The organism is Citrobacter werkmanii, assembly GCF_008693645.1.
Lineage (GTDB): Bacteria > Pseudomonadota > Gammaproteobacteria > Enterobacterales > Enterobacteriaceae > Citrobacter > Citrobacter werkmanii.
On record NZ_CP044101.1, the window covers coordinates 104464 to 131038 of the forward strand.

Annotated in this window: 27 protein-coding genes; 11 read left to right on the forward strand and 16 right to left on the reverse strand. The window is 52.3% G+C overall.

All coding sequences use genetic code 11. The features are described 5' to 3' along the window. Positions 1–44: 44 nt before the first annotated feature. Positions 45–821, reverse strand: coding sequence for an SDR family NAD(P)-dependent oxidoreductase (locus tag FOB24_RS01175; RefSeq protein WP_150344431.1), 777 nt, complete (start codon positions 819–821; stop codon positions 45–47). A gap of 147 nt (positions 822–968) precedes the next feature. On the opposite strand from FOB24_RS01175, the gene FOB24_RS01180 reads away from it, so the two are divergent. After that, a complete protein-coding gene (locus FOB24_RS01180; RefSeq protein ID WP_150344432.1) occupies positions 969–1913 on the forward strand; it encodes a LysR substrate-binding domain-containing protein in 945 nt (314 codons plus the stop codon). A gap of 25 nt (positions 1914–1938) precedes the next feature. Beyond that, on the forward strand, positions 1939–2841 hold the full coding sequence (locus tag FOB24_RS01185) for a carboxylate/amino acid/amine transporter (protein WP_038635581.1): 903 nt from the start codon (positions 1939–1941) through the stop codon (positions 2839–2841). 26 nt (positions 2842–2867) lie between these two features. On the opposite strand, the gene nlpA is transcribed toward FOB24_RS01185, so the two are convergent. The 10 genes from nlpA to FOB24_RS01235 all read right to left on the reverse strand — a co-directional run bounded on the left by nlpA (position 2868) and on the right by FOB24_RS01235 (position 12761). Next, positions 2868–3686, reverse strand: coding sequence for a lipoprotein NlpA (nlpA, locus tag FOB24_RS01190; RefSeq protein WP_150344433.1), 819 nt, complete (start codon positions 3684–3686; stop codon positions 2868–2870). A 124-nt stretch (positions 3687–3810) separates the two neighbouring features. Beyond that, positions 3811–4725 carry an Rpn family recombination-promoting nuclease/putative transposase gene (locus tag FOB24_RS01195; protein ID WP_150344434.1) on the reverse strand — a complete coding sequence of 305 codons (915 nt, stop codon included), beginning with the start codon at positions 4723–4725 and terminating at the stop codon, positions 3811–3813. Positions 4726–4936: 211 nt separating this feature from the next. After that, the gene (gene dagF, locus FOB24_RS01200; RefSeq protein ID WP_150344435.1) at positions 4937–5680 is read right to left on the reverse strand and encodes a 2-dehydro-3-deoxy-phosphogluconate aldolase; all 744 of its coding nucleotides are present in this window, start codon (positions 5678–5680) and stop codon (positions 4937–4939) included. Then, positions 5667–6776, reverse strand: a complete 1110-nt coding sequence (dgaE, locus tag FOB24_RS01205; RefSeq protein WP_069323676.1) for a D-glucosaminate-6-phosphate ammonia lyase — start codon at positions 6774–6776, stop codon at positions 5667–5669. Before dgaE ends, dagF begins: the two co-directional genes overlap by 14 nt. 3 nt (positions 6777–6779) lie before the next feature. After that, positions 6780–7640, reverse strand: a complete 861-nt coding sequence (locus FOB24_RS01210; RefSeq protein WP_005121522.1) for a PTS system mannose/fructose/sorbose family transporter subunit IID — start codon at positions 7638–7640, stop codon at positions 6780–6782. Next, the gene (locus tag FOB24_RS01215; RefSeq protein ID WP_003023960.1) at positions 7637–8386 is read right to left on the reverse strand and encodes a PTS mannose/fructose/sorbose/N-acetylgalactosamine transporter subunit IIC; all 750 of its coding nucleotides are present in this window, start codon (positions 8384–8386) and stop codon (positions 7637–7639) included. Before FOB24_RS01215 ends, FOB24_RS01210 begins: the two co-directional genes overlap by 4 nt. 25 nt (positions 8387–8411) lie before the next feature. Next, a complete protein-coding gene (locus tag FOB24_RS01220; RefSeq protein WP_038635597.1) occupies positions 8412–8897 on the reverse strand; it encodes a PTS system mannose/fructose/N-acetylgalactosamine-transporter subunit IIB in 486 nt (161 codons plus the stop codon). 12 nt (positions 8898–8909) lie between these two features. Further along, entirely contained in the window at positions 8910–9335 is a 426-nt protein-coding gene (locus FOB24_RS01225; protein WP_038635600.1) for a PTS sugar transporter subunit IIA, read from the reverse strand. 120 nt (positions 9336–9455) lie between these two features. Next, a complete protein-coding gene (gene dagR, locus FOB24_RS01230) occupies positions 9456–12254 on the reverse strand; it encodes a transcriptional regulator DagR (protein WP_150344436.1) in 2799 nt (932 codons plus the stop codon). Between the two features lie 90 nt (positions 12255–12344). Continuing rightward, a complete protein-coding gene (locus FOB24_RS01235; RefSeq protein WP_038635605.1) occupies positions 12345–12761 on the reverse strand; it encodes a GNAT family N-acetyltransferase in 417 nt (138 codons plus the stop codon). Between the two features lie 129 nt (positions 12762–12890). On the opposite strand from FOB24_RS01235, the gene FOB24_RS01240 reads away from it, so the two are divergent. Next, on the forward strand, positions 12891–13184 hold the full coding sequence (locus FOB24_RS01240) for a YicS family protein (RefSeq protein ID WP_038635608.1): 294 nt from the start codon (positions 12891–12893) through the stop codon (positions 13182–13184). A gap of 94 nt (positions 13185–13278) precedes the next feature. Next, positions 13279–14661 carry a glycoside hydrolase family 1 protein gene (locus tag FOB24_RS01245; RefSeq protein ID WP_121529737.1) on the forward strand — a complete coding sequence of 461 codons (1383 nt, stop codon included), beginning with the start codon at positions 13279–13281 and terminating at the stop codon, positions 14659–14661. Positions 14662–14717: 56 nt separating this feature from the next. On the opposite strand, the gene nepI is transcribed toward FOB24_RS01245, so the two are convergent. After that, a complete protein-coding gene (gene nepI, locus FOB24_RS01250) occupies positions 14718–15902 on the reverse strand; it encodes a purine ribonucleoside efflux pump NepI (protein ID WP_087857244.1) in 1185 nt (394 codons plus the stop codon). A gap of 211 nt (positions 15903–16113) precedes the next feature. On the opposite strand from nepI, the gene FOB24_RS01255 reads away from it, so the two are divergent. Both FOB24_RS01255 and FOB24_RS01260 read left to right on the forward strand, forming a co-directional pair. Further along, complete coding sequence (locus FOB24_RS01255; protein WP_087857245.1) at positions 16114–16476, forward strand: type II toxin-antitoxin system RelE/ParE family toxin; 363 nt, start codon at positions 16114–16116, stop codon at positions 16474–16476. After that, positions 16460–16783: a helix-turn-helix domain-containing protein gene (locus FOB24_RS01260; protein ID WP_087857246.1), complete on the forward strand. Its 324-nt coding sequence runs from the start codon at positions 16460–16462 to the stop codon at positions 16781–16783. The genes FOB24_RS01255 and FOB24_RS01260 overlap by 17 nt, the downstream gene beginning before the upstream one ends. Positions 16784–16816: 33 nt before the next feature. Here FOB24_RS01260 and FOB24_RS01265 read toward each other — a convergent pair whose 3' ends face one another. Next, the gene (locus tag FOB24_RS01265; RefSeq protein WP_038635635.1) at positions 16817–17269 is read right to left on the reverse strand and encodes a DUF1198 family protein; all 453 of its coding nucleotides are present in this window, start codon (positions 17267–17269) and stop codon (positions 16817–16819) included. A 19-nt stretch (positions 17270–17288) separates the two neighbouring features. Then, the gene (locus tag FOB24_RS01270; RefSeq protein WP_038635638.1) at positions 17289–18044 is read right to left on the reverse strand and encodes an IclR family transcriptional regulator; all 756 of its coding nucleotides are present in this window, start codon (positions 18042–18044) and stop codon (positions 17289–17291) included. 245 nt (positions 18045–18289) lie between these two features. On the opposite strand from FOB24_RS01270, the gene FOB24_RS01275 reads away from it, so the two are divergent. The 5 genes from FOB24_RS01275 to FOB24_RS01295 all read left to right on the forward strand — a co-directional run bounded on the left by FOB24_RS01275 (position 18290) and on the right by FOB24_RS01295 (position 23665). Then, positions 18290–19189 carry a dihydrodipicolinate synthase family protein gene (locus FOB24_RS01275; protein ID WP_087857247.1) on the forward strand — a complete coding sequence of 300 codons (900 nt, stop codon included), beginning with the start codon at positions 18290–18292 and terminating at the stop codon, positions 19187–19189. A gap of 21 nt (positions 19190–19210) precedes the next feature. Further along, positions 19211–20728, forward strand: a complete 1518-nt coding sequence (locus tag FOB24_RS01280; protein WP_188332501.1) for a UxaA family hydrolase — start codon at positions 19211–19213, stop codon at positions 20726–20728. A gap of 63 nt (positions 20729–20791) precedes the next feature. Next, positions 20792–22102, forward strand: coding sequence for an MFS transporter (locus tag FOB24_RS01285; protein ID WP_051594496.1), 1311 nt, complete (start codon positions 20792–20794; stop codon positions 22100–22102). Between the two features lie 53 nt (positions 22103–22155). Then, positions 22156–23052, forward strand: a complete 897-nt coding sequence (locus FOB24_RS01290; RefSeq protein ID WP_150344437.1) for a 2-dehydro-3-deoxygalactonokinase — start codon at positions 22156–22158, stop codon at positions 23050–23052. Then, on the forward strand, positions 23045–23665 hold the full coding sequence (locus tag FOB24_RS01295; protein ID WP_150344438.1) for a 2-dehydro-3-deoxy-6-phosphogalactonate aldolase: 621 nt from the start codon (positions 23045–23047) through the stop codon (positions 23663–23665). The genes FOB24_RS01290 and FOB24_RS01295 overlap by 8 nt, the downstream gene beginning before the upstream one ends. Before the next feature lie 47 nt (positions 23666–23712). Here FOB24_RS01295 and uhpT read toward each other — a convergent pair whose 3' ends face one another. Continuing rightward, positions 23713–25104: a hexose-6-phosphate:phosphate antiporter gene (uhpT, locus tag FOB24_RS01300; RefSeq protein ID WP_038635654.1), complete on the reverse strand. Its 1392-nt coding sequence runs from the start codon at positions 25102–25104 to the stop codon at positions 23713–23715. Between the two features lie 141 nt (positions 25105–25245). After that, positions 25246–26574, reverse strand: coding sequence for an MFS transporter (gene uhpC, locus FOB24_RS01305; protein ID WP_150344439.1), 1329 nt, complete (start codon positions 26572–26574; stop codon positions 25246–25248). Between the last annotated feature and the right edge of the window lies 1 nt (position 26575).

Sequence of the window (26575 nt, forward strand, 5' to 3'; positions counted from 1 at the left end):
TTTCGTATAAGCAGGCGTTTTGTAATGCGCAGCATCAGTCCCTGTCAGCTATTACGTCCAGCCATAACACCGCCATCGACATCCCAGACAGCGCCAGTCACCCAACCCGCCTTGTCTGACAGCAGGAACGCGACGGTTTCGGCAACGTCAAGCGGCTTACCGACCCGACCGATCGGGTGGAAACTGTCAAAGCTGTTCATCACACCTTGTACATCTTCTTTCGGGATAAACCCTTCATAGATGGGGGTATGCACGACCGCTGGCGAAACGGCGTTCACGCGAATCCCATGCGCACCCAGCTCAATAGCCAGATTTTTGGTTAAAGCATGCAGACCCGCTTTGGCCATCGAATAGGCCGATGAAGGTGTCGCGCCCACCGCTTGTTGCGCCCACATTGAACCAATATTCACGATGGCGCCGTTTATATTGTCTGCCAACATATTGCGTACCACATCGCGGGTGATGAAAAACGTCGCCCGATTGAGGCTCATATATAGCTCATAATCTTCAACTTCATGTTCAGTAAAAGGTTTCGGGAAAAACACGCCAGCCGCATTCACTAACAGGTTGATGTCTTTATGATCAGCATTCACCGTTGCCATCACCTGCCTAACCCCCGCTTCCGACATCAGATCTGCCACAATGACGGAGACGTCACCCAGCTCCGCCAACGCCTGACGGGCCCGTTCCGCTTTCTCGGCGCGGTTGCCTACCAGCACCACGCTACCGCCGCCCTGGAGGATCAGTTTCGCCGTTTCGAATCCCACCCCACTGGTCCCACCCACCACTAATAATTTCTTTCCGGCAAAGAATGCGCTCATCGTTAACCTCGTTTAAAGAATTCGTTGACGCGCTAAAGATGCCACTCGGCTCAGGAGTTGACGACTGAGAAGAAATAGCATCTCAAGAAAGAAAATCTATCTCGCTGGCGTATACTGGAAACAGTTAATAAGAATGGAAAAAAGCAGATGCGTTCACTCAATCGGCTAAAATGGTTACACGCTTTTGAAGCCACCGCCCGCCATGGCAGCTTCACCGGCGCGGCGCAGGAACTGGGCGTGACGCCTGCAGCCGTTGGTCAACTGGTGCGTGCGCTGGAAGATTGGGTAGGCCATCCACTGTTACATCGCACCCGCACGGGCAAAGAACGTCTCACGCTGGTCAGCGAAGCACAGGACGCATTGCGCGACATCACTCTGGGACTGGATAACCTGGAATCCGGACTCAACAAACTGCGCGGCCGTCGGGCGCGCTCGGTGGTGATCATTACCGCGTCGCAGGTCCTGGTCATGAACTGGTTGATGAGTCGTCTCAATCGTTTCTCACAAACGCATGAAAACATCGAATTACGTTTGAATGTGACGGAAAAGCTGATGGATGTCGCCCACGGCGAAGCCGATCTGGGCGTACGCTGCGGCAAAGGTGACTGGCCCGGCGTCAACAAAACCTGGTTAATGGATGAAGAAGCCGTTCTGGTCTGCAGCCCACGAATGGTACCGGTAGATAAAATCGCCTGCGGGGAATGGCTGGCCGCGCAAAAACTGATCCACGACGACACTCCCCACCCCGGCGCTCATTTTCCTGCGTGGGATGATGTCTTGCACGCTACCCATGCCCCGGCCGTCCGCGACAGTGGACTGCACATTAACTCCACCTCTGCGGTGATCCTGGCGGCAATCAGCGGTCAGGGGGTGGCTATCGTTCGTCGGGCGCTGGTTCAGCAGTTACTTACCGACGGACAGCTGGTGCAACTTCACCCCGACACCCGTTGGCCGCTGACGTGGTCATACTACATCGTCACGCCGCAGCATGCGGTAATGCGTCCGGAAGTGAAAATCTTTAATGACTGGCTGATTGCGGATGTGCTGGCAGAAATCGCAACTATCTCTGCTATGATGCCTGCACACAAATAAAACAAAACGACATGCCGAGGGAAAGATGGGTTCCACCAGAAGAGGGATGATGAACGTCCTGATTGCCGCCGTATTATGGGGAAGTTCGGGCGTTTGTGCACAGTACATCATGGAGCAAAGTCAGATGTCATCTCAGTTCCTGACCATGACGCGTCTGATTTTCGCCGGACTTATTCTGCTGATGCTCTCTTTCGTTCACGGCGACAAAGTATTCTCCATTATCAAAAACCGCAAAGACGCGATTAGCCTGCTGATTTTCTCGGTGGTAGGCGCGCTTACCGTACAGTTGACCTTTCTGTTAACTATTGAAAAATCTAACGCCGCCACCGCGACGGTACTGCAATTTTTGTCACCAACCATCATCGTGGCGTGGTTTTCCGTAGTACGTAAAGCGCGACCAGGCATTTTGGTGCTAACCGCGATCCTGACCTCGCTCATTGGCACGTTCCTGTTGGTCACCCACGGTAACCCGACATCGCTGTCTATCTCACCTGCCGCGCTGTTCTGGGGAATTGCCTCCGCATTTGCCGCCGCGTTTTATACCACCTACCCTTCAACGCTTATCGCGCGCTACGGTACGCTGCCGGTTGTTGGCTGGAGTATGTTAATTGGCGGGATGATCCTGCTGCCGTTTTATGCCGGGCAGGGAACAAACTTTGTCGTCAATGGCAGTTTGATTCTGGCATTTTTCTATCTGGTGGTTATCGGTACGTCACTGACGTTTAGCCTGTACCTAAAAGGTGCGCAGATGATTGGCGGCCCGAAAGCGAGCATTTTGAGCTGCGCGGAACCGCTAAGCAGCGCGTTGTTGTCTCTGCTGCTGTTAGGCATTACGTTCACCCTGCCTGACTGGCTGGGCACGATGCTGATCCTCTCGTCGGTAGTGCTGATCTCAATGGACTCACGTCGCCGCGCCAGAGCGGTTTAACCCCAACCGGCGCGGCAACGGGTTAATTACCAGCCCGGAACCGCACCGCCGTTGAAGATGGATTCCGCCGCTTTTGCCACTTCCGGTGATTGATAAGATTGCAGAAATTCTTTCACGTTTTCGGCATCTTTGTTGTCTTCTCGCGCCACCAGGATATTCACATACGGCGAGTTCTTATCTTCGATAAATACGCTGTCATGCACCGGGGAAAGTCCGGTTTGTTGGATATAAGTGGTACTGATAATCGCCACATCCACTTTCCGATCGTCCAGTACGCGTGGTAGCTGCGCGCCTTCCAGCTCCATGATATTCAGATGCCGTGGATTATCAGTAATATCCAGTGCCGTAGGCAGCAGGCCTGTCCCCGCTTTCAGGGTGATTAACTTTTCTTTTTGCAGCAACAACAGCGCCCGCCCAAGGTTGGTCGGATCGTTAGGTATTGCAATCGTTGCGCCGTCTTTCAGTTCTGCTACCGTTTTGATTTTCTTCGAATAACCGGCCATTGGAAAAACAAAGGTATTTCCCACCACCACCAGCTTATAGTTATGCGCTTTATTATCCTGTTCAAGGAACGGACGATGCTGGAAGACGTTGGCATCCAGTTCACCATGATTAGTGGCATCGTTGGGTAATAATGAACCGCTGAAGCCCACCAGCTCGACGTCCAGGCCGTATTTCTCTTTGGCTACTTTCTTCGCGACCTCCGCCACGTCCTGCTCTGCGCCGTTAATCACGCCCACTTTAATATGTTTCGCGTCGTTGCTCTGCTGATCGCACCCTGCCAGCAATAATCCCGCCAGTAATACCACCGTCCCGGCTGCAAAATGAGGTATCTTCAGTTTCACGTTTTTATCCTTTTGAAATAACCGCCTGATGAGTAATGAAATGACTATAGCGGGAAGGCCACTGCGGTTTAAAAAACGAAAAAGCATCAGCAAGAAGAAAAAAGCATAATGGAAAAAAGGATAATTAGTCAGAATGTGCCGTGAGCTCATCAATGGAAAGCCCGGTAATCATCAGCACCAGTTCACGATCGATGCCCTTCTCAAGCATGGCATGGGCGATCCGCAACGCTTCATCCTTTTTGCCTTCGAGTTTGCCTTCCAGCAATCCTGTTCTTCGCCCCGACTCACGTAAGCATTCTGCAATCGTCATTAATCTCTCCTTATGCCTGGGAACACGCCTGGCAACCTCGCGAATAAACGCTTCAAAACGCGGTGCGCTGCCGGACTGTACCAGGTAATTAAATAGCGTTTCTACCTGACTGTCATTAGCGTGTCCCTTAATCAGCAGAGCAACCAGTTTATCGACCAGCACCATCAAATCGCGCTCACGTATATGCTTTTGGACAAGTTCCAGTAGCGCCATGCGCCGATGCTGCATAATCTCGTCATCAGACACCACTGTGATGTCTACCAGCGGGAAAGCCGCGCCATAAAGCTGCCGCGCAGTTTCTGAATCGTCAAACTCATCCAGCCAGCACAGTGAAAAAGGGTACGGGCTAGCAACGCCATGATAAAAAAGTATCGGCACCACTAGCGGCAGCGTTTTGTTTCCGGCATCAAGATGGCTCTGCATCGCGGCAATGGCATAACGCATCATCCGGAACGCCATATGCGCATCCGGCGAACTCTGGTGTTCAATCAACGCATAGATATAGCCTTTTCCAGTCCTTGTTTTTAGTGACCACAGTACATCGGAATAGCTGACACGCAGGTCTTCCTCAATAAAACTCCCGGATTCCGGCTTCAGTGTGTTCAGATCGCAAAGTTCACGCAATGACGCTGGGAGATAGGTATCAAGAAAATCCCTCGCCGTTTCTGGATGGTTTAAGAACTTTTTAAAAACTGCATCATGCGGGGTAGAAGTTGTAGGATTTTTCATGGCGATCCGTCACCAAAAGAACAAGATGACGGAACCTTACTCGCCAGCAGCGCAACCAACATTAGGGAAACTCTTCATCTGCGAGGGGCTTTGGCGAATAAATACATACTTTTGCAATGTATTCATTTTCCGGGAATGGTGTTCGCAAAAATGCCCGGTGAAACCTAACGCTTACCAGGCATCTTTTATGCACCATCCGGCGATAACAACGTCACACCATCTCTTTCACTATCTCCATTAACCTGGCGACATCTTCAGGCCGGGTATTACCCGTTTGTGGATCGATAATCGAGCTGTAAACATGTGGCATCACGCGGGGTACTCCCGCCTCCAGACAGGTTTTCAGGATAATGCCGAAGTTATCGAGATCGATCCCGCCCGTCGGTTCAATCAGCGTCATGCCGTTGCGCGCAGCGGTCGTCGCCAGCGCATACAACTCAGGCAGCGACCGCTCTCCCCCCATGGGGAAAAACTTCGCCGCGTGCGCCCCTGAATCCAACATCATCCGTACCGCTGCATCACAGGAAACGCGGGCAGGCGTGCCCTGGCTACTGCAAACGCCCGTCGAGATCAGCACTTCCCCCGGTGTGCCCGTCGGGCTGACCAGCGCATTGATAAGGGTTTGTTCGCCGCCCGTGGCCGCCAGCGCCCCTGCCGCAAACCCGCAGCCGGTAAAGGTCTGGTTGACGTGCGCCGGATGAACCGCTGAGGCTATCATCGCCGCTTTGTAATACTGTGCCGGGTCGCCAGCCCCCAATCCGACGGAGATCGACGGCACCTCCGTCATCCAGCGTTTAACTTCCCGAACGCCCTCATCAACTGACGTAAACTGCGCGGAAAGCACGCCGATCACCGCATGGCCTTCAGCGGCATCATAGATTTCCCGGGCATTGGCGATATCCTTCGCCAGCACGTTAATGGCCACTTTATTCCGATAAAAATTAATGTGCTGCATGGTCTGCAATCTCCTTTAATCGCGCTACGATCAACGCCATTTCCCCTTCTGCGACCGTACGCGGGTCAAGACTAAAAACGCCCTGATGAAGGTTGTAACGACGAGCGTAAATCGCGATATCGCCCCCGCGAAGTTGCGCTTCGACAGCATAAGCATCCTGCCCCAGCGTCTGCGCGTTCACGCGGATCCGAATCCGCCAGATGGCGCGTCCGGCTTCGTCCTGTTCGATATCGGCGTCCAGTCCGGGAATCGCTGATATCGCCTGTGCCACGGGCTGGAGTTCCTCAGCAGTCACCACGACCTGCCCCTGATGATAGTTTTCCAGGGCATACACCAGCCCGACCATATTCTCTTTGCCGATTTTCATCGCCCGGGCAATCCCGTGGTGCTGCGCTTTACACGCGGCAATCCACTGTTTCTTACCGGTGATAAACCCGGAGGTCGGCGCGTTAAAGGCTTTTGCTCCGCTGTAGACCACCATATCCGCCCCGCTCGCCACCCAGGCGTGTAAATCCTCCTCGGCGGCGGCATCAACAATCAGCGGCAGATTGTGAACCTGCGCGACCTGCACAAAATCCGCAATGCTCAACATGCCCTTCTGCACGCAATGGTGCGATTTCACGTACAACAGCGCGGCGGTGTTATCGGTAATCGCGCTCTCCAACTGCCAGCGGGCCGCAAGATTACTTGAGCCGACTTCCACCACGCGACCACCGCCCAGGCGAATAGCGCTGGTGATTGGCGCCCCGTAGTCAACGTTATGCCCGCGCAGCATGACCACTTCATTCGCCATACCTGTGCTATCAGGCATTAGCGAGACTCGCGCCGGGTCACCGCGGGTAATGGCTGCGGCGACAGAGATAGCAATACCCGCCGACGCACAAGAGGTGATATAGCTGTCCTCCGCGCCGGTATAACGGGAAACCAGCTCGCCGGTACGGTCCACCAGCCGATCGATTTCAACAAAGGCTGAGGCCGCCCGCGCGGTGGCCTGCATCACCTCCGGCGCTACGCTGGAAACGCCCAGAATCGTCATCTTGCCGCAGGCGTTAATGACCTGTTTTAGCCCCAGTTGTTGATAAATATTCTGTGTCATGGTTTACAGCACTCCCAACAGCGAACAAACCACGCTGAGCGCCACAATTGACAGCAGGATCGTGGTGTAACGTGGCCCTTTCTTCACCAGATAAAAGTAGATGGCGAACACCGCCGCCAGCGGCAACAGGCCGGGGGCAATAGAGTCGAGAATTTGCTGAACCACCACTTCAGAGCCTTTCAGGGCGCTGAGTTTTAGCGGGGTGGTGATCTTGACGTAACTCGCAGAAAGCGCGCCCATCATGATCAGACCCAGCACGTTAGCACCGTAGATAAGCTCCTTAATTCGCCCTCCCTGCAGCAGACCGATAATCGAGTCACGCCCCAGCGTATAGCCTTTGTGGACCATGCCGTAGCTGATTGCCAGCGTAATAGCAGGATAGAGAATTAACGGTACAATTCCGCCCATCGCGCTGCCATTGGCGGCGAACGGGATGAAAATAGCAATTAACAGCGGCATAACGGCTGCCCAGATAATGGAGTCGCCCATCCCGGCCAGTGGCCCCATTAAGCCAGTTTTAATCCCGGTGATCGAAGCGTCGCTAATCGGCTCGCCGCGCGTTTTCTGCTCCTCCATCGCAATGGAAATCCCCTGAATCACCGCCCCGAACGTTTGCTCCGAGTTGAAGAAGTTCAGATGGCGTTTCAGCGCTTCCACCTGCTCCTCTTTTTGCGGGTATAGTTTTTTGATGATCGGTGTCATCGAGGCGCAGAAAATCAGGCTTTGCAAACGCTCATAGGAGCTGGAAACTTCCGCACCCAGCCAGTAGATAAACCAGGCTTTGGTGATATCTGCTTTGGTCAGCGTGCCGCTTTCACGTGCACGCTCCACCAGTTCATGCTGCATTACGTCGCTGCTCATCATGCTGCTCCTTCATTTTTCGCCAGACCTTTAATCAGGAAGGCCACGCAGGTACCAAAGATTGCCATCGCCATGATGTCCACCTTCAGGTACAGCACTGCAAAGAATCCGCCGATAAACCACGGCAGCAGGCTCTTTTTACCGATCACCATAATGGTGATGGCAAAGCCCAACGCCGGCAGAATGCCGCCCATAATTTCAAAGGAGTGTGTGAGCCAGTGCGGCATCAGCTTCAGGAAGCTTTCCACCACGTCCTGACCAAAATAGTTAGCGGCAAAGACCACCGGGAAACGCAGCACCAGCCCGAGTAACGCCGGGTAGAGGAACGCACAGCGCATAATCCCCGCCATGTTGGCCGTTTCCGCGTGCTTGTCGGCCATATGTACCCACGCGGCGTTTAACGTACGACGCAACTGGTCGAGGAACACACCGATAACGCCAAACGGGATCGCCAGTGCGATGGCCAGGTTCGGGTCCATTCCGGCCTTCACGGCGATAGGAATTGAAATACAGGCAGCCAGCGCCGGATCCGACGGGACGTTGCCGCCCGGCGTAGAGGTCACGCCGAGGTAAACCAGTTGCATACCTGCGCCGATGATCATCGCCGTTTCCATGTTGCCTAATAGCAGGCCAACGAATACGGCAATCACCACCGGCTGCAGCAGCATGGCGGAAAAGGTGTAGCCAAGGCGTAATCGGGCAAACCAGTAATACAACCCCATCAGGCTTGCAAAGACTAAAGTATCCATAGTTAAGTACCCTGTTATCAACGAATTAGAATTTTTTCAGGATATCGTCCAGCGACTGCGGCTTATCTTCCGGGATAGTCTGGAAGAACACCTGAATCCCACGATTTTTCAGGTCGCTCAGAATGCCGACGTCTTTTTCATCCAGCGTGATGTTCTGGAATACCGCTTTGCGGTTTGGCCCACCGCCCAGCCCACCGACCTGAATGGTGGAGACATCAAAACCCAACTGGACCGCCTCCAGGACCGCCGCCAGAGAGGGGAACAGCACCAGGACCTTGCCGTCACCAAGCTGATTTTCTTTCCATGCGGCGGCAAAACTCTGGTTACCAAAGCAATCCACTTTGATATTTGGCGGCGCTGCCATCAGGTAGATATTTTTCATAAATGGGTCGGCGTCCAGCTCATCGCTAACCACCGCAATCCGGTTTGCCTGAGATTGTCCAACCCACTTAGTCACAACCTGGCCATGAATCAGACGGCTATCGATACGACATAAAACGATGTTTGCCATGATGTTTAATCCTTATTGTGATTGTTGTAATTGACGTACGTGAGCAACAACGTCCAGGCAGCTGCTCCGCCCGGCCTCGACCAGTTCGGCCACACAGGCGGTCAGTTGACCGTGCTCGCGTTTGTCCAGCGCCTCCAGTAACAAAGAGGCATTCAGCCCGGAAATGACTGCCACCGGGTAGTCGGCGCTCAGCCGCGCCGCAACATTAGAAGTGGTGCCGCCAATAAAATCGGTCAGGATCAGTGAGCCTTCCGGCATGGCTTTCACCACGACTTCGACGCGCTGATAAAACTCACCGAGCGTATCAACGGGCATCAACGCAATTTCGGTCACGCCTTTGATTTCGCCCATCACCATGCGCAGGCTGTTGCAAAGCTGTTGCCCCCAGCCGCCATGGGTCAGCAGCAGGATCTGGGGCAAGGATTCAGTGGTAGTCAAAATGGCCTCCTGGCTCGATTACATAGACATAGGTAAACAGAGCAAAGGCTGTGCCAGAATTTGTGTCACACGGGGGAGTTGTGGATGCTGGCGGGGCGCAAAGCCCCACCAGACAAGAGATTAGCTATACAGCAGTTCGTAGATATAAAAATATTCCGCGTCCGATAAGCGAATGGCATAGGCCTCTTCGATCGGCAAGAAAGCAGATTTAATGACACTAAACGCGCGGATATCAAGATCCGGCTTGTTCTCTAACGCCATCTGTAACGGTTTGCGGTTAATCACGATACGCTCAACCATACAGCAGCAGTGGATCAGGAAGCGCAGTGTCACCTGGCGGCTCGGTTTTAGCGAAAGCGCGGTGGTCAGATGATTCAGCACACCTTCCATCTCTTTCAGAATGCGCTGCGGGTTAAGCACCGAAATATGGTTGATGATGCTTTCCATGGTCAATGCGCTGATGAAACGCATTGCGCTGCGCTCCATCTCCAGACGACGCTCACTGCTGGAGAGATCCGGCGTCAGCAGGCTGAGCACCAGTTCGGGTCCCTGCTCAGAGAACAGCTCCTCGAGCGAGATAAACGGAATGTCCGGCAGTCCCGGCTGGAAAGTACCGACGATCCCCGCCAGACGCTCGCTGGCGTTAATCGCCTGCTGAACGCGCTCCAGGCTGCGGACTTCGTTGTAGTCGAGGATCACCATCCGCGTGTCCTGCGACATCAGCTCGCCGAAGCTCTCTTCCAGCACCTTTTTGATTTTTTCCGCCGTACCCATACCGGTAATACAGGAGATGACCAGCACTTTCCCGCTGTTTTCCTGCTGCGGCGTACAGAGCTGACAGGGAATATTTTTGCTCTGCATTAATGCCGCCAGCTGCGGTAAATCACTGGTTTCATAGCTTAAATCCAGTCCTACCTCCAACAAGCTGGTGAGCGTAATATTTGGCATCAACAGAACGTCTATCTGGAATAATTTGCTGATCGTGCTGCCAAAATGGACCAATGAGCCAATATCCACCATCAGGATCAGTCGGCGATATTGCCGGGCCTGGATCATCTGCGTCAGGGCTTCCAGCGTATCATGCACCGACTGCTCGAAAGGCATATCGATAGCGCTGAACAGCTCGCGCTCCAGCACGCGATTCACATACTGCGCCTGGCTGGTGGCGGTCGTCGCGCCGTGAGCAATCAAAATCACCCCGCAGTCCGGGCTGGCGTCAATTCGTTGGCGGTAATGCCGACACTCTTTGAGGAACAGACACAGCCAGACTACCTCCGTCGCCGGGCACTGAATATGCAGCAGTTCGTTGATTTTTCGGCATAACAGCGTGGCGTTTTCGTATTCATCTTTACAGCGATCGAGGATCAGGCTGGAAGAATAAAGCTGGGGAATAAGCCCGCGCTGCACGTAGCCAATCAGCGCCAGAAAGTGTTTGCGCAGCGGGTTAACCAGATTCTCCGGCAGCGTAAAACCGAGCACCTGCTCAACGCAGCCGATCAGTAGTGTCACGCGCTCTTCAATCTGATCGCCATAGCGCGGGGGATGCGCCACGCTGTCGCGGCTGTAGAGGCCGTATTCAAAAATCGAGCTGAGTTTATTTTTAAGTATCGCCAGGGTTTCGGCTGGCGGTACGTTGCTGTTGCGCAGGTTGATATATTCCCGGGTCAGGAAGCTGTAAAAGAGATCGCTCTCTTCAATTTCGGCTCCGGTCGCCAGCGAATTTTTCAGTGCGGGCAGCGTACGGGCGTCGATGCTCAGATGTTCTTTACCTTCGAACAGCGCTCCCACCAGCAGGCGTTGTTCCGGCGTGGCGTTAAACGGCATTTCTGCCAGACGTTTATCCAGCTGTAGCGTATCGCTGTGTTCCGTCATCCCCGAGGCCCAGGCCTGGGCGCAGAGAAACTGAATGTCGCTCTTGAGCTGACCAATATTGCCTTCCAGCGGCTTATTCAGCAGCCAGAGCAGCAGGGTACGGTCGATGCTTATCGTGCGTTCGATTTTACGGCTCTCACGCTGTAAAAAGCCGACGATAAGTTCAACCTGCTCTTCCACCGAGCGCTGGCGGATGCCGGGTAAATCGATGCACACCTGAATACGTCGCTGGAAGGTGCGCAGCAGCGCCGAGCTGACCGGTTCGGTGGTCGCACAAATCAGACGGACCGAAATTGAGCGCGCCACGGCGCTGGAACCCAGCGGTCGGTATTGGCCTTTGTCGAGAATTGAGAACAGTTTTTCCTGACCTTCATACGGCAGACGATGCACTTCATCGAGCAGCAGATAGCCGCCGTCAGCCTGCTCGACCAGCCCCGGTTTATTCTCGTTTGCGCCGGTAAAGGCCCCCTGTCGATGGCCAAATAAATGTGAAGAGAGCAGCTCCGGGTTATGGGCGTATTCCGCGCAGTTAAAATAGACCAGCGGTGGCGGTGTTCCCGTCGCGCGTTCGCAGGCAAAACGGTGCATCAGTTCGGCGAAAAAGGTTTTGCCCACGCCGGAAGGACCGGTCAGCAGAACGTGCAACCCGTGGGGATAAAGCACCGCCGCGCGGCCTTTTTCCACCGCATCGCGCAGGCTGCGATCGTAACCAATCAGGCCGAAAAAGGGATCGTCTGTCGCCTGGGCTTCCTGAACAGGCAACAGATCGGCAACGGTTTGCACTTCGCGCTCGGACTCATCCAGTTTGCGTCCCAGCAGCGTTTCAATCGCCTGACGATGCAGAAAGAATACCGGACGTCCGCGACTTTTAATCGCCAGACCGTCATTCCAGAGTTGATTGAGATCTTTACTGACCGAGTTACGCGCCAGCCCAAGATTAAAGCCGATGGCCTCCGCGGTGAACGCCGTTTCCTGCGCCAGTTGGGCAAGATTCAGTCCTCGCGTCAGCCGTTCCAGCTCTCCCAGTATTATCTCAATCCGTCTCATCTCTTTACCGCTTAAGAAATAAATGATTGTTCAGAACATACACTATTCTGCTGCGCAAGAAAGTGAGGCGGCATCCAGACCTTCCGGTCATCAAAACGTTTTCGACAAATAATGGCGCGCGGCACCGGTTTCCGGGAAGTTATCGAGGGTCATTTGCAGCTGATAGCCGTTTTTCTGATAAAACGGCAGCGCCTGGAAACTCATCGTATCCACCAACGCATGCAGACACCCTCTCTCACGCGCGGTTTGTTCCGCCGCCTGCATCAATTTTGTGCCGTAACCGCCTTTACGCAGCGAATCATGCATCCATAAAAACTCAATGCATAGCCATTCGCCTTTAATTTTGCCGATCAACCCGCCCAGAATTTCATTGTGCTCATCGCGCCAGTACACCGCCAGGTCGCCAAAATTGGTGGTTCTGAGAAACTGGCGATTGTACGCACGCAATCCGGCCAGCAGCGCGTTTTGATCGTCTTCGGTAACCGTATCGGTAATCTGTATTTGCATCCTATCCTCCTGAAAAACTACAACGTCTGGCTGATTTAGTTTTAGGCATTAACACAGGCTGATGAGTGAGTCGTATGCCGTCTACACTTACTCTTGAGATGATGCGCATAGACAACAAGGATTATTATCATGAAACGAGTCATTTTTCCGATTATTGCCGTCCTTTTCACGCTACCCGCACTGGTACAAGCCGACTCGGCGTATGGCGGACTGCAGGCAGTACACGAAAAAAACACCGTTATGAAGGACTTACGTAAGATTTGCACCCCACAAGGGTCGCCATCGGATGAGGTATGGGAAAAAACGATTATGGCTGATACGCGTAATCAGCAGCACATCCGCGAAGCCATTCTGGCAATACAAAGAAATAACCAGAACAACTACTGGGAAGCGCTTGGCAAAGTGGAATGCCCGGATTTATAGGCATTTATGTTGTAAAATGAGTACTGTAACCGGTTTCTGTATCGTAAAAACACGTATTGTTGCCTGAATGAATCAATAGCAATGGAGCAACAATATGCGATACCGTTTTCCTGAAAACTTCTGGTGGGGCAGTGCCTGCTCGGCGCTACAAACCGAAGGCGATAGCCTGAACGGCGGTAAAAGCCCGACCACGTGGGATGTGTGGTTCGACCGCCAGCCAGGTCGTTTCCATCAGGGGGTTGGCCCGGCGAACACCTCGGGCTTTTATCAGCACTGGAAACAGGACATCGCACTGCTCAAACAGCTGAAACACAATAGCTTCCGTACATCTCTGAGCTGGTCACGCCTGATCCCGGACGGCACCGGTGAGGTTAATCCTGAGGCCGTCGATTTTTATAATAACGTCATCGACGAGCTGCTGGCGCAAGGCATAACGCCATTTATCACCCTGTTCCACTTCGACATGCCGATGGTGATGCAGGAAAAAGGCGGCTGGGAAAACCGTGAAGTGGTTGAGGCGTTTGGCCGCTACGCACAGACGTGTTTCAAATTGTTCGGCAACCGCGTTAAGCACTGGTTCACCTTCAACGAGCCGATTGTTCCTGTAGAAGGCGGTTATTTGTATGACTTCCATTATCCTAACGTGGTGGATTTCAAGCGTGCCGCCACTGTGGCGTACCATACCGTGCTGGCGCATGCGACGGCGGTGCGGGCGTATCGTGATGCAAACCATGACGGTGAAATTGGCGTAGTGCTGAATTTAACGCCTTCGTATCCGCGCTCGCAGCATCCGGCAGATGTCAAAGCCGCGCACCATGCGGATCTGCTGTTTAATCGCAGCTTCCTCGACCCGGTACTGAAAGGGGAATATCCGGCGGATCTGGTGGCATTGCTGAAAGAGTACGATCAGCTTCCGGCCTGCCAGCCAGGCGATGCGCAGTTGATCGCCGACGGCAAAATCGACCTGCTGGGGATTAACTATTACCAGCCGCGTCGTGTGAAATGTCGCGATACGGCAGTCAATCCGAATGCGCCGTTTATGCCGGAGTGGCTGTTTGATTACTATGAAATGCCGGGACGTAAAATGAACCCTTACCGCGGCTGGGAAATTTATGAGCCGGGTATTTACGATATTATTACCAATCTTCGCGATAATTACGGTAACCCACGCTGCTTTATTTCAGAAAACGGTATGGGTGTAGAAAACGAACAGCGCTTTATTCAGGAAGGACAAGTTAACGATAGCTACCGTATTGAATTTGTTACTGAGCATCTGAAATGGCTACATAAAGGCATTAGCGAAGGCTGTCATTGTCTTGGCTACCATATGTGGACCTTTATTGATAACTGGTCATGGCTCAACGGCTATAAAAACCGCTACGGTTTTGTCCAATTGGATTTAGAAACACAAAAACGTACAGTGAAAAAGAGCGGCGAATGGTTTGCCCATACCGCCGAAAATAATGGTTTTGATTGATTAAGTTGCCGGATGACCGTGTTGACTGAAAACGATGCGCCATCCGGCAACAGTTTTCACTGAATCCTGACCTTCATCGTTACCAGAAGCGCTGTCAGCAGCATCAGGCTGCCCGAGAGCATCAGGGGCGACAGCAGTCCGAGGTTATCGAGCGCATAGCCTCCCACCGCAGCCCCGCAGGTATTGGCAAGCTGGATCACGGCGACCTGGACCGATCCAGCTTTTTCTGCCTGATCGGCAAGCGAGCGGGTGATCCACGTCGACCAACCAACCGGTACCAGCGCAAACGCCAGCCCCCAGATTATCGCAATGCCCGCGGCCACCACTTTATCGCTACCCCACAGAATCAGGACCAGCGCGCTGAGCGCCAGCACCAATGGCGCACCGGCCAGGGCCAGTTTGACCGAGCGCTTCAGAATCACCGAAGAGAACGACGTCCCGACAAAGCTGGCGATACCAAAACTCAACAGCACCAGCGTCAGGCCATCAACATCAAAGCCCGCCAGATTCATATAGACAGGGCGAATATAGGTAAAGAAGGCGAACTGCCCGGCGAAGGACATGAAGATGGCAATCATCCCGGCCATTACTCCGGGGCGCTGCAGCAGGCTGAACATATTTTGCTTGTGATGCGCAGGTTCGCCCGGCAGCGAAGGCAGCGCTCTCACTACCCAGATGGTGCACAGCACGCCCATTACCGCCGCCGCGTTAAACACGTTGCGCCAGCCGATGATGCCGCCCAAAAAGCTCCCCAACGGCGCGGCAATCACCAGCGCGATGGACACCGCGCCAAATATCACCGACAGCGCTTTCGGTACCGTACGCGCGGGAACCAGACGCATGGTCAGCGACGCTGACATCGCCCAGAACCCGCCGAGCGCCAGCCCCAGACAGGCACGACCGATCAGCAGGAGCGTAAAAGAGTTAGCAAATGAAACCAGCAGGCAGGAAAGCGTCAGCAGAACCGAAAACAGGATCACCACATAGCGACGATCGGTCGCCTGGATAATTTGCGTCACAAACAGGCTGGCGAACATGGCGACAAACGCCGTCACGGTCACTGATTGTCCGGCAACGCCTTCTGAAATGCCCAGATCCTGCGCCATTGGCGTCAGCAGGCTAACGGGCAGAAACTCAACGGTTATCAGGCAGGCAACACAGAACGCCACGGCGAATACCGCCGACCAGTTTGGCCGGGTATTTACCTCAGCGCGGGATTTTTGTTCAACAGCGTCACTCATTTTGTTACCTGCGTGGGGTGATTGTAGAAAAGTTACGCATTGTAACATTAAAAGTGTGACGTATTTAACGTTTTGACAACCTTGTTATTTGCATTACGGCCTTCGAGTCAGCTCGCATAAGCAAAATTTCCATTCCTCTAACGTTTTAACAGGATATTGAATCTCATAATATAACACCAAGTGCTATACTTACGGTTACAGGATGTCTCCGATGCGTGTTTTCAAGACTAAATGGTTCGCCAGAGAAGCCAAATCCCACACGGTAAAAGATAATGAATTATGCAAAGCCATTGCAGCTGCTTTGCAGGGAAAAGTGGAGGATCTCGGCGGCGGAGTTTATAAGAAACGCCTGAACCAGAATCGCGATCGAGCGATCATTCTGGCGAAAGGAGGTGACCATTGGTTCTACACGTTTCTCTATGCCAAACAGGATATGGCAAATGTTAGTCACAGCGAATTGATAGGATTTCGAGAATTGGCAAAGCATTTCGCCAAACTTACAGATGAAAAAATTATTATCTTATTGAAAAATAAAGAACTAGTAGAGGTCTGTTGTAATGACCGAAAAAAATGATTTCAAAAGCCCGGCCTTTGAAGCTATCCATAGTGCGGCAACCGGCTTGTTTAGCGTCGAGGCGATCCCGCAGGAAACCATGCGTAATTTCGACAAAGCGTGTTTGAGCCGCGTCATCGATCTTCAGCCTCGGGAAATCAAAGCGCTCCGCGAAAAATTTAACGTGAGCCAACCTGTTTTTGCACATTACCTCAATACCAGCGTGTCGACAGTGCAAAAATGGGAGAGCGGTGCCAAGCGGCCGAGTGGAATGTCTCTTAAGCTGCTCAGCGTCGTTCAAAAGCACGGATTACAAGTTCTGGCGTAGGCCTGATAAGCGTAGCGCCATCAGGCATCACTATCAGTGCAGCCAGTGCACGCCATCTTCAGGTTGGAAAAAGGCGTTATAGCGCATCTGGAACGCGTTAAGCTCCTGCATATCCGGCTCCATTTCACGTAGAAACCCGAGCGCCAGGCGCACCTGCGCGTCGGTGATCGGGGCGGCCAGGCGAGATTTTTGTAGCAGGCGGTGCCACTGCAGCAGGTTCTGCTCGCTGCCGTCGACAATGACGATTTGCCAGATTAACAATACCTGGGCGGCATTTTGCAGATGCGATTCATCAGGGCGGTGCAGGTACTGTAAAAACGCCTCCCCCTGTACTTTTCCCATCTGGTCAATCATCGATTCTACTGGTACTACATCAATACTCAGTCGCTCACTCAGACGGCGAATGGCCCGTCGTGATCCGGACGTCAGCACCCGGAAGCCCACTACAAAAACAACCACCAACGTGGCCAGCATTATCCAAATCATTAATGACGATACCGCCCGCTTAAACTAATTTTTCCGAGAGTGACTGACAGGCTTCGCGCACCCACTGCGAATATTGTGGAATACAATTTTTTGGCATTTGTAGTTCAACGCCGCTGATACTTATTGCCGCAATCACGTCTTTATTACGGTTAAAAACCGGTGCGGCAATGCAATAGATGCCAGGGGAGTCTTCGGCGTTATCAAAGACCCAGCCTTGCTCGCGGATTCTGGCAAATTCCTTCATTAATGCTTTTTTGCTGGTAATGGTGGTTTCGGTATACCGTGGCAACACTTCATCAGGCAACAACTCATCAATTTTATCTTGCGGCAGCCAGGCACAAAGCGCTTTGCCCACACCGGAGCTGTGCATCGGTAATTTTTTACCGACCCAGGTCCGAATGCCAATCGGCTGGGTATTCTCCAGCTTCATAAGATAAATTGGCGCGACTTCATCCAATATACCTAAGTGACAGGTCAGGTCCGTTTGCTGACGCAGTTTTTCCAAAACAGGAAGTGCCGCATTACGAATATCAAATTGTTCCAACGAACGATTTCCCCATTCGTACAGCTTCAAGCCCAAAAAGAAACGTCCCTTTTCCAGGCGCAAAAGATGATGCGCAACCAGTGCATTTAGCAGGGAAGACGTGCTGCTTTTTGGTAATGCCAGATCCTGCTGAATCTGACTGAAGGTCGCTCCTGGGGAGTTAAAAAGATAATTACAGATTTTTACTGTCTTATCCAATGCGGGAACAGAGGTCGTAATGTCTTGGTTCATGCGCTATTAATCTTTTTTATTCATAGACTCTGCACAGTATACCGCAATCACTTTTCTCAGGAATGCGGCTTTTTTGCACATACGCAAACTGGGCTCTATTACCTAAATTTTATACCCACAAACCCGATCCATCTCACAGTTGTTCATTTGTTCTGCAAAAAACGTTGACGAACGATTTGGATATTTGCTGTACTAACTTCAATATACAGAACATAGGTTCCATATACAGAACTAAAGGAGTGGCAATGTTGAACATTTTTAAGGGCATCTTCCCGCCAGTACCGACTATCGTTGACGAAAGCGGGGAATTGGATCGCGCTGGAATGGCAGTAATGATTGACCATGTGATTAGCAATGGTGCCGACGGAATGCTCATTCTGGGCAGTGGCGGCGAATTTTCCCATTTCTCGTCCGAACAAAGAAAGCAAATTGCAGAGTTTAGCCTGCAGCATGTTGCCGGTAGAGTTCCTGTTCTTATTGGTATCGCCTGCGCCAGCACAGCGGAAACTATCCAACTTGGAAGGCATGCTGAAAACGCGGGCGCAAAAGGAGTACTGGTAGTCAATCCTTATTATGCAAAACTCAGCGATGAGGCCCGCTTTACGCATTACAAACGAATTGCTGAAGCGCTAAGCATTCCCGTCTTCTTATATAATTTTCCAGAACTAACTGGCCAAGATATTGGTATAAATGTCATCACTCGCCTTGCCCGCGAAGTACCAAATATCGTTGGCATTAAAGATACAATTGATAACATTAGCCACACCAGGGAAGTTATCAATCAGGTTCACTGTTTCCGCCCAGATTTTATCATTTTTAGCGGCTATGACGAATATTTACTTGATACATTATTACTCGGTGGACATGGCGGCATTCCGGCAACATTTAACTTTGCGCCTCATATTACACGCGGAATTTATCAGGCGATTCAGCAGAACGATCTCGCTACCGCCAAAGTACTTCAACAACAACTTGCCGGATTATCACCTTTATATGCCTTAGAACAACCTTTCTTTGCCGTTATCAAGACCGCCATTAAATTAAGTGGCGTGGATATATCAACTGCAGTTGTCCCGCCAGCATTACCGTTAAATGAAGAAAAAAGAGAACAGGTTAAAAATATATTATCCCGTATTACGGTATAAACCAGCATGAGAGCAAAGATAATGAACATCAACCCTGTATTAAAATTGAATCCCAAAGATGATGTGGTTATCGCAAGGCAGGCTGTCCCCGCAGGCACCCGGCTTGAAGAAGAGCACATTACTGTACTCAGTGATATTCCCGCAGGGCATAAAATCGCCCTGCATGCACTGAAGGTTGGCGATGCGGTCAGACGTTATGGGCAAATTATTGGCTTCGCAACTCAGCCCATTAAGCCTGGCGAACACATCCACATGCATAATTTGGGAATGGGTGACTTTGAACGCGACTATGCCTGGGGTGAAGATTGCCATTCACCTTTTCCAGCCCCTCAACAGGATACCTTTATGGGTATCCGCCGCGCCGATGGCCGTGCAGCTACACGTAATTACATCGGTATTTTAAGCTCCGTAAACTGTAGTGCCACGGTCGTAAGAGCTATTGAGGATCACTTCCGTCTGCAGGGTCTTGCAGATTACCCGAATGTTGATGGCGTGGTGTCATTACCACAAAGTTTTGGCTGTGCTATTGGCTCTAAAAGTGAATCAATGGACGTCATGAGACGTACGATGGCCGGTTATGCCACCCATGCTAACTTTGCCGGCGTAATCATCGTTGGACTGGGATGCGAATCCAGTCAAATTCAAGACATGATGAATGCCCATGGACTAGCCGATGGCCCAATGATGCACAGTTATACCATTCAGGATGTGGGCGGTACACGTCACGCCATTGAGAAAGGAATTTCCCTGGTTAACCAAATGTTGCCCGTTGCTAACCAGGTAACACGTCAACCTATCCCTGCATCAGAAATCATACTCGCGCTCGAATGTGGCGGTTCCGACAGCTATTCCGGGATCTCAGCCAATCCAGCTCTGGGCTATGCGGTAGATAAACTGGTGCAACAAGGCGGAACAGCGATTTTATCTGAAACCTCCGAAATTTATGGTGCCGAACATCTTCTTACCCGCCGTGCCGTTTCTCGCGAGATAGGTGAAAAACTCATTGCCCGCATTCACTGGTGGGAAGAGTATTGTCGCCGCACTGGAAGCGAAATGAACAACAACCCTTCGGCGGGTAACAAAGTCGGCGGGCTGACGACAATTCTGGAAAAATCACTTGGTGGTATTGCTAAAGCGGGTACAACCAATCTGACAGAAGTGTATGAGTATGCTGAACCGGTAACCGCGAAGGGTTTTGTCTTTATGGATACCCCTGGATATGACCCTATTGCCGTCACGGGGCAAATCGCCGGAGGAGCAAATCTTCTGTGTTTCACCACAGGCCGAGGTTCTGCCTTTGGTTCCAAGCCGACCCCAAGCTTGAAGCTGGCTACCAATAATGCGCTTTGGCAACGCCAACAGGAGGATATGGATATTAATTGCGGAACCATTGTCGAGGGGGAAGAATCCATTGCAGAAGTCGGTGAACGTATCTACCAGATGATCCTTGAGATGGCATCAGGTAAAAAAACGAAGAGTGAGGAATTTGGCTATGGCAGTCAAGAATTCGTCCCTTGGACTGTTGGCTCCATAATGTAACACTCCACAAGATAATAATACCTCGTACCGCCATACTCATTATGAGTATGGCAAGGAGCCCTTATGTCTATTGTTAACGTAAATACTGAAGAAGAAAAATTAAAGGCAACAACAGTAAGGTGGCGCATATTTATTATTATGCTCTTATTAGGTGCTATTAACTATATTGACCGCACCTCTCTTTCTATTGCCATGCCTTATATTACAGATGAATTTGGTATTACCGATACTCGCGTTGTTGGTGTGATTCATAGTGCCTTTTTCTGGGCTTATGCATTAATGCAAATTCCTAGTGGGGTCATTGCTGATAAATTCAAAGCCAGACATATCATTGCGCTGGCCACTATCTTATGGGGAGCATTTCAAGCCGTTGCGGCTCTGTGTCACTCTATTTTCACCCTTTCACTTTCTCGTCTGGGGTTAGGCGTCACTGAATCTCCAATCATGCCCGCTGGCGCGAAGTTAATGGGTACATGGTTAACGCCAACCGAACGCGGACGTGGTTCGATGCTACTTGATGGCGGCGCGCCATTGGGTACGGCGCTGGGTGCGGTGATCATTGCCGGACTTATTGCCTTTTTCGACTCATGGCGTATGGCATTCGTGGTGGCTGGTGTGGGAACAATGATTGTCGGTTTACTGGCCTGGTGGTACATCCGCACTTATCCATCAGAACACCCCAGCATCAATAAAGCTGAACTAGACCATATTGTTGCGGCAAACGGTGCTGAAACCAGTAGCAAGAAATACCGTCTGGCCGATATCAAACCTTACCTGAAACAACGTAATGTGATTGCACTTATCTGTGGCTGGGTTTGCTATAGCTTCGTGTTCTATGGCCTGATGACATGGCTACCGCTCTATTTCCAGGCCACCTACGGTTTTGATATCAAATCGATGGGCGGAGCAATGGCGCTGATCTTCCTGCTGTGTTTTGTCGGCCAACTGACTGGCGGCTACATTATGGATAAATGGCGCAGCAAAGGAGCAAAAACAAGCCGCGTTATGCATACGATGTTGGCGATTTCGGCTACCACCGCTGGTGTTGGTATTTTCCTTTGCGCACAAAGCTCGACGCCAGCCGTCGCAATTACCTTGCTCACTATTGCCCTTTTTCCCCTGCGATGGGCCAGCGTTTACTGGTCAATACCCGGACTACTGGGCGCACAATCAGTTGCAGGCACCATTTGCGGAACCATGAACTTCACCAGTAATTTGTTTGCAGCCATCCTGCCTATTTTTATCGGTTTCCTGGTGCAATCCACGGGGAACTATTACGCAGCGATGATGTTCTTTGCGCTGGCTGCTGTGGGTTATCTCATCTGCTCGCTGCTGATCAACTTTGATAAAAAAATGGTCATTACCGACGAGTAATCCGCCTGAATCTGGCCCGTTTACGGGCCATCTTTCAACATCAGGAACGATGTATGTTCAATTCAGAGAATTTCATTGCCGTAGACTGGGGCTCAAGCAACCTGCGCATTTGGGTCTATCAACAGAATCAATGTGTCTGGCAACACGTCAGTCAGAATGGGGTACTCAAACATCAACCAAGTGTATTCAAAGACACCTGGTTAACACTGCTCAGTTTGTGTCCGCGGCCATTAAACACAGATACAACCGTCATAATGAGCGGAATGGTGGGCAGTAATATCGGGTGGGTAGATAGCCACTATTTACGCTGTCCAACCCCGTTAAGTGCATTATCACAGCATCTAACAAAGGTTGAAGATGCGGGCCCTTTTCCCACTTTCATCGTTCCTGGCCTGCAAATTGCCGGGCCGGAAAACTACAACGTTATGCGTGGAGAGGAAACTCAGCTATTTGGCGCCTTAGCTGATGGGAACTGGTACGTATTCCCGGGAACACACAGCAAATGGGTGCAGGTACAAGAGAGTAACGTCTGCGATTTTCAAACCGTCATGACCGGCGAGTTTTTCCACTTACTTTCACACTACTCCATCGTTGGGAAAAACGCCGAGGAACAAAACAAGAACGAACAGGCTTTTTTAGCAGGAGCCGAACGCGGCTGGCAGGAAACATGTTTATCCCGCAGCCTATTTGATCTGAGAGCCAGAATACTCACCCATGCGTTGTTACCCGATACGCTTTACGAATCTCTGTCAGGGTTATTGATTGGCCATGAAATAGCACAAATGCTACAGCACTATGCCATTAACACTGAAGAAGAAGTCATTCTGGTGGGCAATGACGATTTGCTCAGCCGCTATCAAAGCCTGTTTCATCATTTCGGTTATCGCTGTCGGCTGTGTAACGGTGAAAAAGCATTTATTAATGGCATCAGGAGACTTTTAAATGAATAGTCGTAACCCTTTGGTCGCAATTTTACGTGGGGTGAAGCCCGATGAAGTGCTGGCCCATATTGATGCACTTATCACAGCCGGATTCAGCACAATAGAAATACCGCTGAATTCGCCAGACTGGCAACGTAGTATTGCTCTTGCCGTGGAACATTATGGTCATACAGTAAAAATCGGTGCCGGAACGGTCACTAATGTCAGTGATGTCAGCACACTCTCTTCGCTGGGATGTGCATTTATCCTTACGCCCAACACCGATCCGGAAGTAATTGATACTGCGCGAGCGGCCAAAATGACCACCTGCATCGGCTGCCAAACAGTCAGCGAAGCATTTGTTGCATTCCGGCATGGCGCGGACGGATTGAAAATTTTCCCTGCGGGGGAACTGGGACCGAATTACATCCGGGCATTAAAAGCCGTTTTGCCTCCTCAAGTCCCTTTATATGCCGTTGGCGGAATTAGGCCAGACAATTTGTCCCATTACCTGAAGGCAGGTTGTTTCGGTGCCGGCTTAGGCAGCGATCTGTATCGTGCCGGACAATCTATCCACCAAACAGCCGCAAATGCGAAGGCATTTATCGAGGCTTATAATACTTTCTGTGAGTCTCAGGCATAAAAAAGCCCGCCATTAAGGCGGGCAAAAGTTACCAATGCACACTTAACTCAAGCAACTTTCAATTGTTGAATCTTTTTCTCACGGCGAATTTTACGTTCTTCAAACACGGCCACGATGGCCATCAGGCAGATACAGCCGATGGCGGCGGTATCCAGCGCGGCAAAGGTGCCCGCCCAGCCGGTGAGACCGAAAATCGGCGTGCCGTCGGCAATCATCCCGAGCCCCAGCTTGGCGAAGCTGTCTCCAATCAGGTAGGCGAAGGTGCCTTTAATCCCGTCGGCCGCGCCGATCGCTTTTTTCGGCACAAATCCGACGGCGGCCACGCCGATTAACAACTGCGGGCCAAACACCAGGAAGCCGAGCGCAAACAGCGAAGCCAGATAGACGTACTGGTTGCTGGCGTGCTGGTAAACACCCAGCGTCGCGATGATGAGTGCCAGCGCCACGCAGGCCACCAGCGCACGACGACCGTTAGCGAGATCGGAGAGCCAGCCCCACAGCAGCGTGCCGACCAGCGCGCCTACTTCGAACAGGGTAAAGCCCTGAATTGCCACCTCTTTGGAGAGTTTTAGCTCCTGGAAGGCGTAGACGGTGGACCACTGGTCGATACCGATACGCACCACGTACAGGAAGATGTTGGAGAAGCACAGCAGCCAGATCACTTTGTTTTTCAGCACGTACTCAACAAAGATCTGCCATTTGGTCATCTCGTTTTCTTCGGTCTCTTTGTCCTCTTCGCTGATCTCCTCGCCGAACAGCTCTTCGGCTTTACCGAGGCCATAAGATTCCGGGGAGTCGCTGCCGTAGCGCAGGCCGATAAAACCGACAATCAGGGCAATAATCGACGGGAAGATAAACATACCGATGACGTGGCCATCGAACAGGTAATTCGCGCCGAACAGCGCGACGCCCGCCGCACCCGCACCGCCGAGGTTGTGGGAAATATTCCACATGCCGAGGTAGGAACCGCGCTTACGGCGTGGCGTCCACTTGGTGATGGTGGAATAGCTGCACGAGCCGCCGGTGCTCTGGAAGAAACCGCTCAGCGCGTAGAAGGCAATCATCAGGAACAGGCTGGTTGACCCCGCGCCCATGCTGGCGCTGAAGCCGAGCATACAGATGGCGGAGAGGATCAGCATAAACGGCAGGAACTGCTTGGTATTTTTGCCGTCCGCGTAGTAGGAAACCACGGTTTTACCCACGCCATAGGTGATGGAGAAGCCGAGGCCAATCATCCCCAACTGCGTCATGCTCAGCCCGTAGGTGGAGATCATGTCGTTTTGCGCGATGTTGAAGTTTTTGCGGATCAAGTACATGGTCAGGTAGCCGATAAAGACCACCAGATAGGACTGCATGAACGGTTTGAACCACATTTTGCGCCGCACATCGAGCGGCAGATCCAGGGTCGGCTTGCGCACCTGGTTGAGAAAGGCCAGCATTTGACACTCCCGAGCTGATTTTTTACCTGCGAATGGCAGGCATTGTAAAAATCAGCCGGGAGACACGCCTGAGACAGCGTCCAGGTGAAACCGGGAAAATTTCTTAGTTTTACGCCACTCGGGGCAAAAAGGTGAGGTGCATCACGCTTCGTTGAGATCGCGCGGTGCCTGGGCGTTTAAGAACGGCAGCAACAGCAGCGCTGAGATGCCGGCCGCGATGGCGATCACCACAAAGAATCCGCTCCAGTGCCAGACCTCCATCACTTTCGCCAACGGCCAGCCGGAGAGCGATGCCCCCAGATAAGCAAACAGGCCGACAAAGCCGGTCGCTGCGCCCGCCGCCTCCTTGTGCGAGCACTCCGCCGCCGCCATGCCAATCAGCATCTGCGGGCCAAAGACGAAGAAGCCGGTGGTGAAGAAGCACGCCGCCTGCATCACGTAGCTGGCGAATGGCATCAACCACAGCGAGCCCACGGAGAGCAAAATTCCGGCGGCGAAAATCAAGTTCATCGGCCCACGATTGCCGTTGAATAGCTTGTCCGAGCCCCAGCCCGCCACCAGCGCGCCGATAAACCCTCCCAGTTCAAACATGGTGACGGCAGTGTTGGCCGTCACCAAATCGACGCCGAGCGTCTCCGACATATACAGATTGCCCCAGTCATTGATCGCCGCGCGTACCACGTACACCAGCACATAGCACAGCGACAACAGCCAGATATATGGATTGAGCAACACATATTTGGTGAGGATCTCTTTACGAGTTAACCCCGCGCCCTCCTGCTGCTGGGCAATTTCCAGCTCATCGTGCCGCCAGTCGCCAATCGGCGGCAGACCAATCGCCTGCGGCCTGTCGCGCAGCCGCCAGCAAAGAAAAACGCCCACCACGATCGCCAGCGTACCGGCAATCATCATCCCGGCGCGCCAGCCGTAATGCAGCGCTGCCGCCGCCATGACGATCGGAATCAGCGCGCCGCCGACGTTATGCGCGGTGTTCCAGATTGCCCACCAGCCGCCGCGCTCGTTGCGCGAATACCACGCGGTGAGCAGGCGGGCGCACACCGGCGCGCCCCAGCCCTGGAAGAAGGCGTTCAGCGCCCACAGTACGGCAAAGGCCCAGACCGAGGTTGAGAAGCCGAACAGGATGTTAACCACGCCGGTGGCGATAAGCCCAATGCCCATAAAATAGCGGGCGTTGGAGCGATCGCTAACAATGCCGGAGACAAATTTCGACAGCCCGTAGGTGATGTAAAACAGCGTCGCCAGCAGGCCAATATCGCTGCGGGTCAGCACGCCGCTGGTGATAATTTCCGGCACCGCGGCGTTAAAGCTTTTGCGCGTGAAATAAAACAGCGCGTAGCCGAGCCAGATAGTCAGCAAAATATGCCGCCGCCAGTAACGGTAGCGGGCGTCCACTTCCTGCTTGTCGGTGATAAACGGCGCGCTGGCCGGAGCTTTTAAAAACTGAAACATG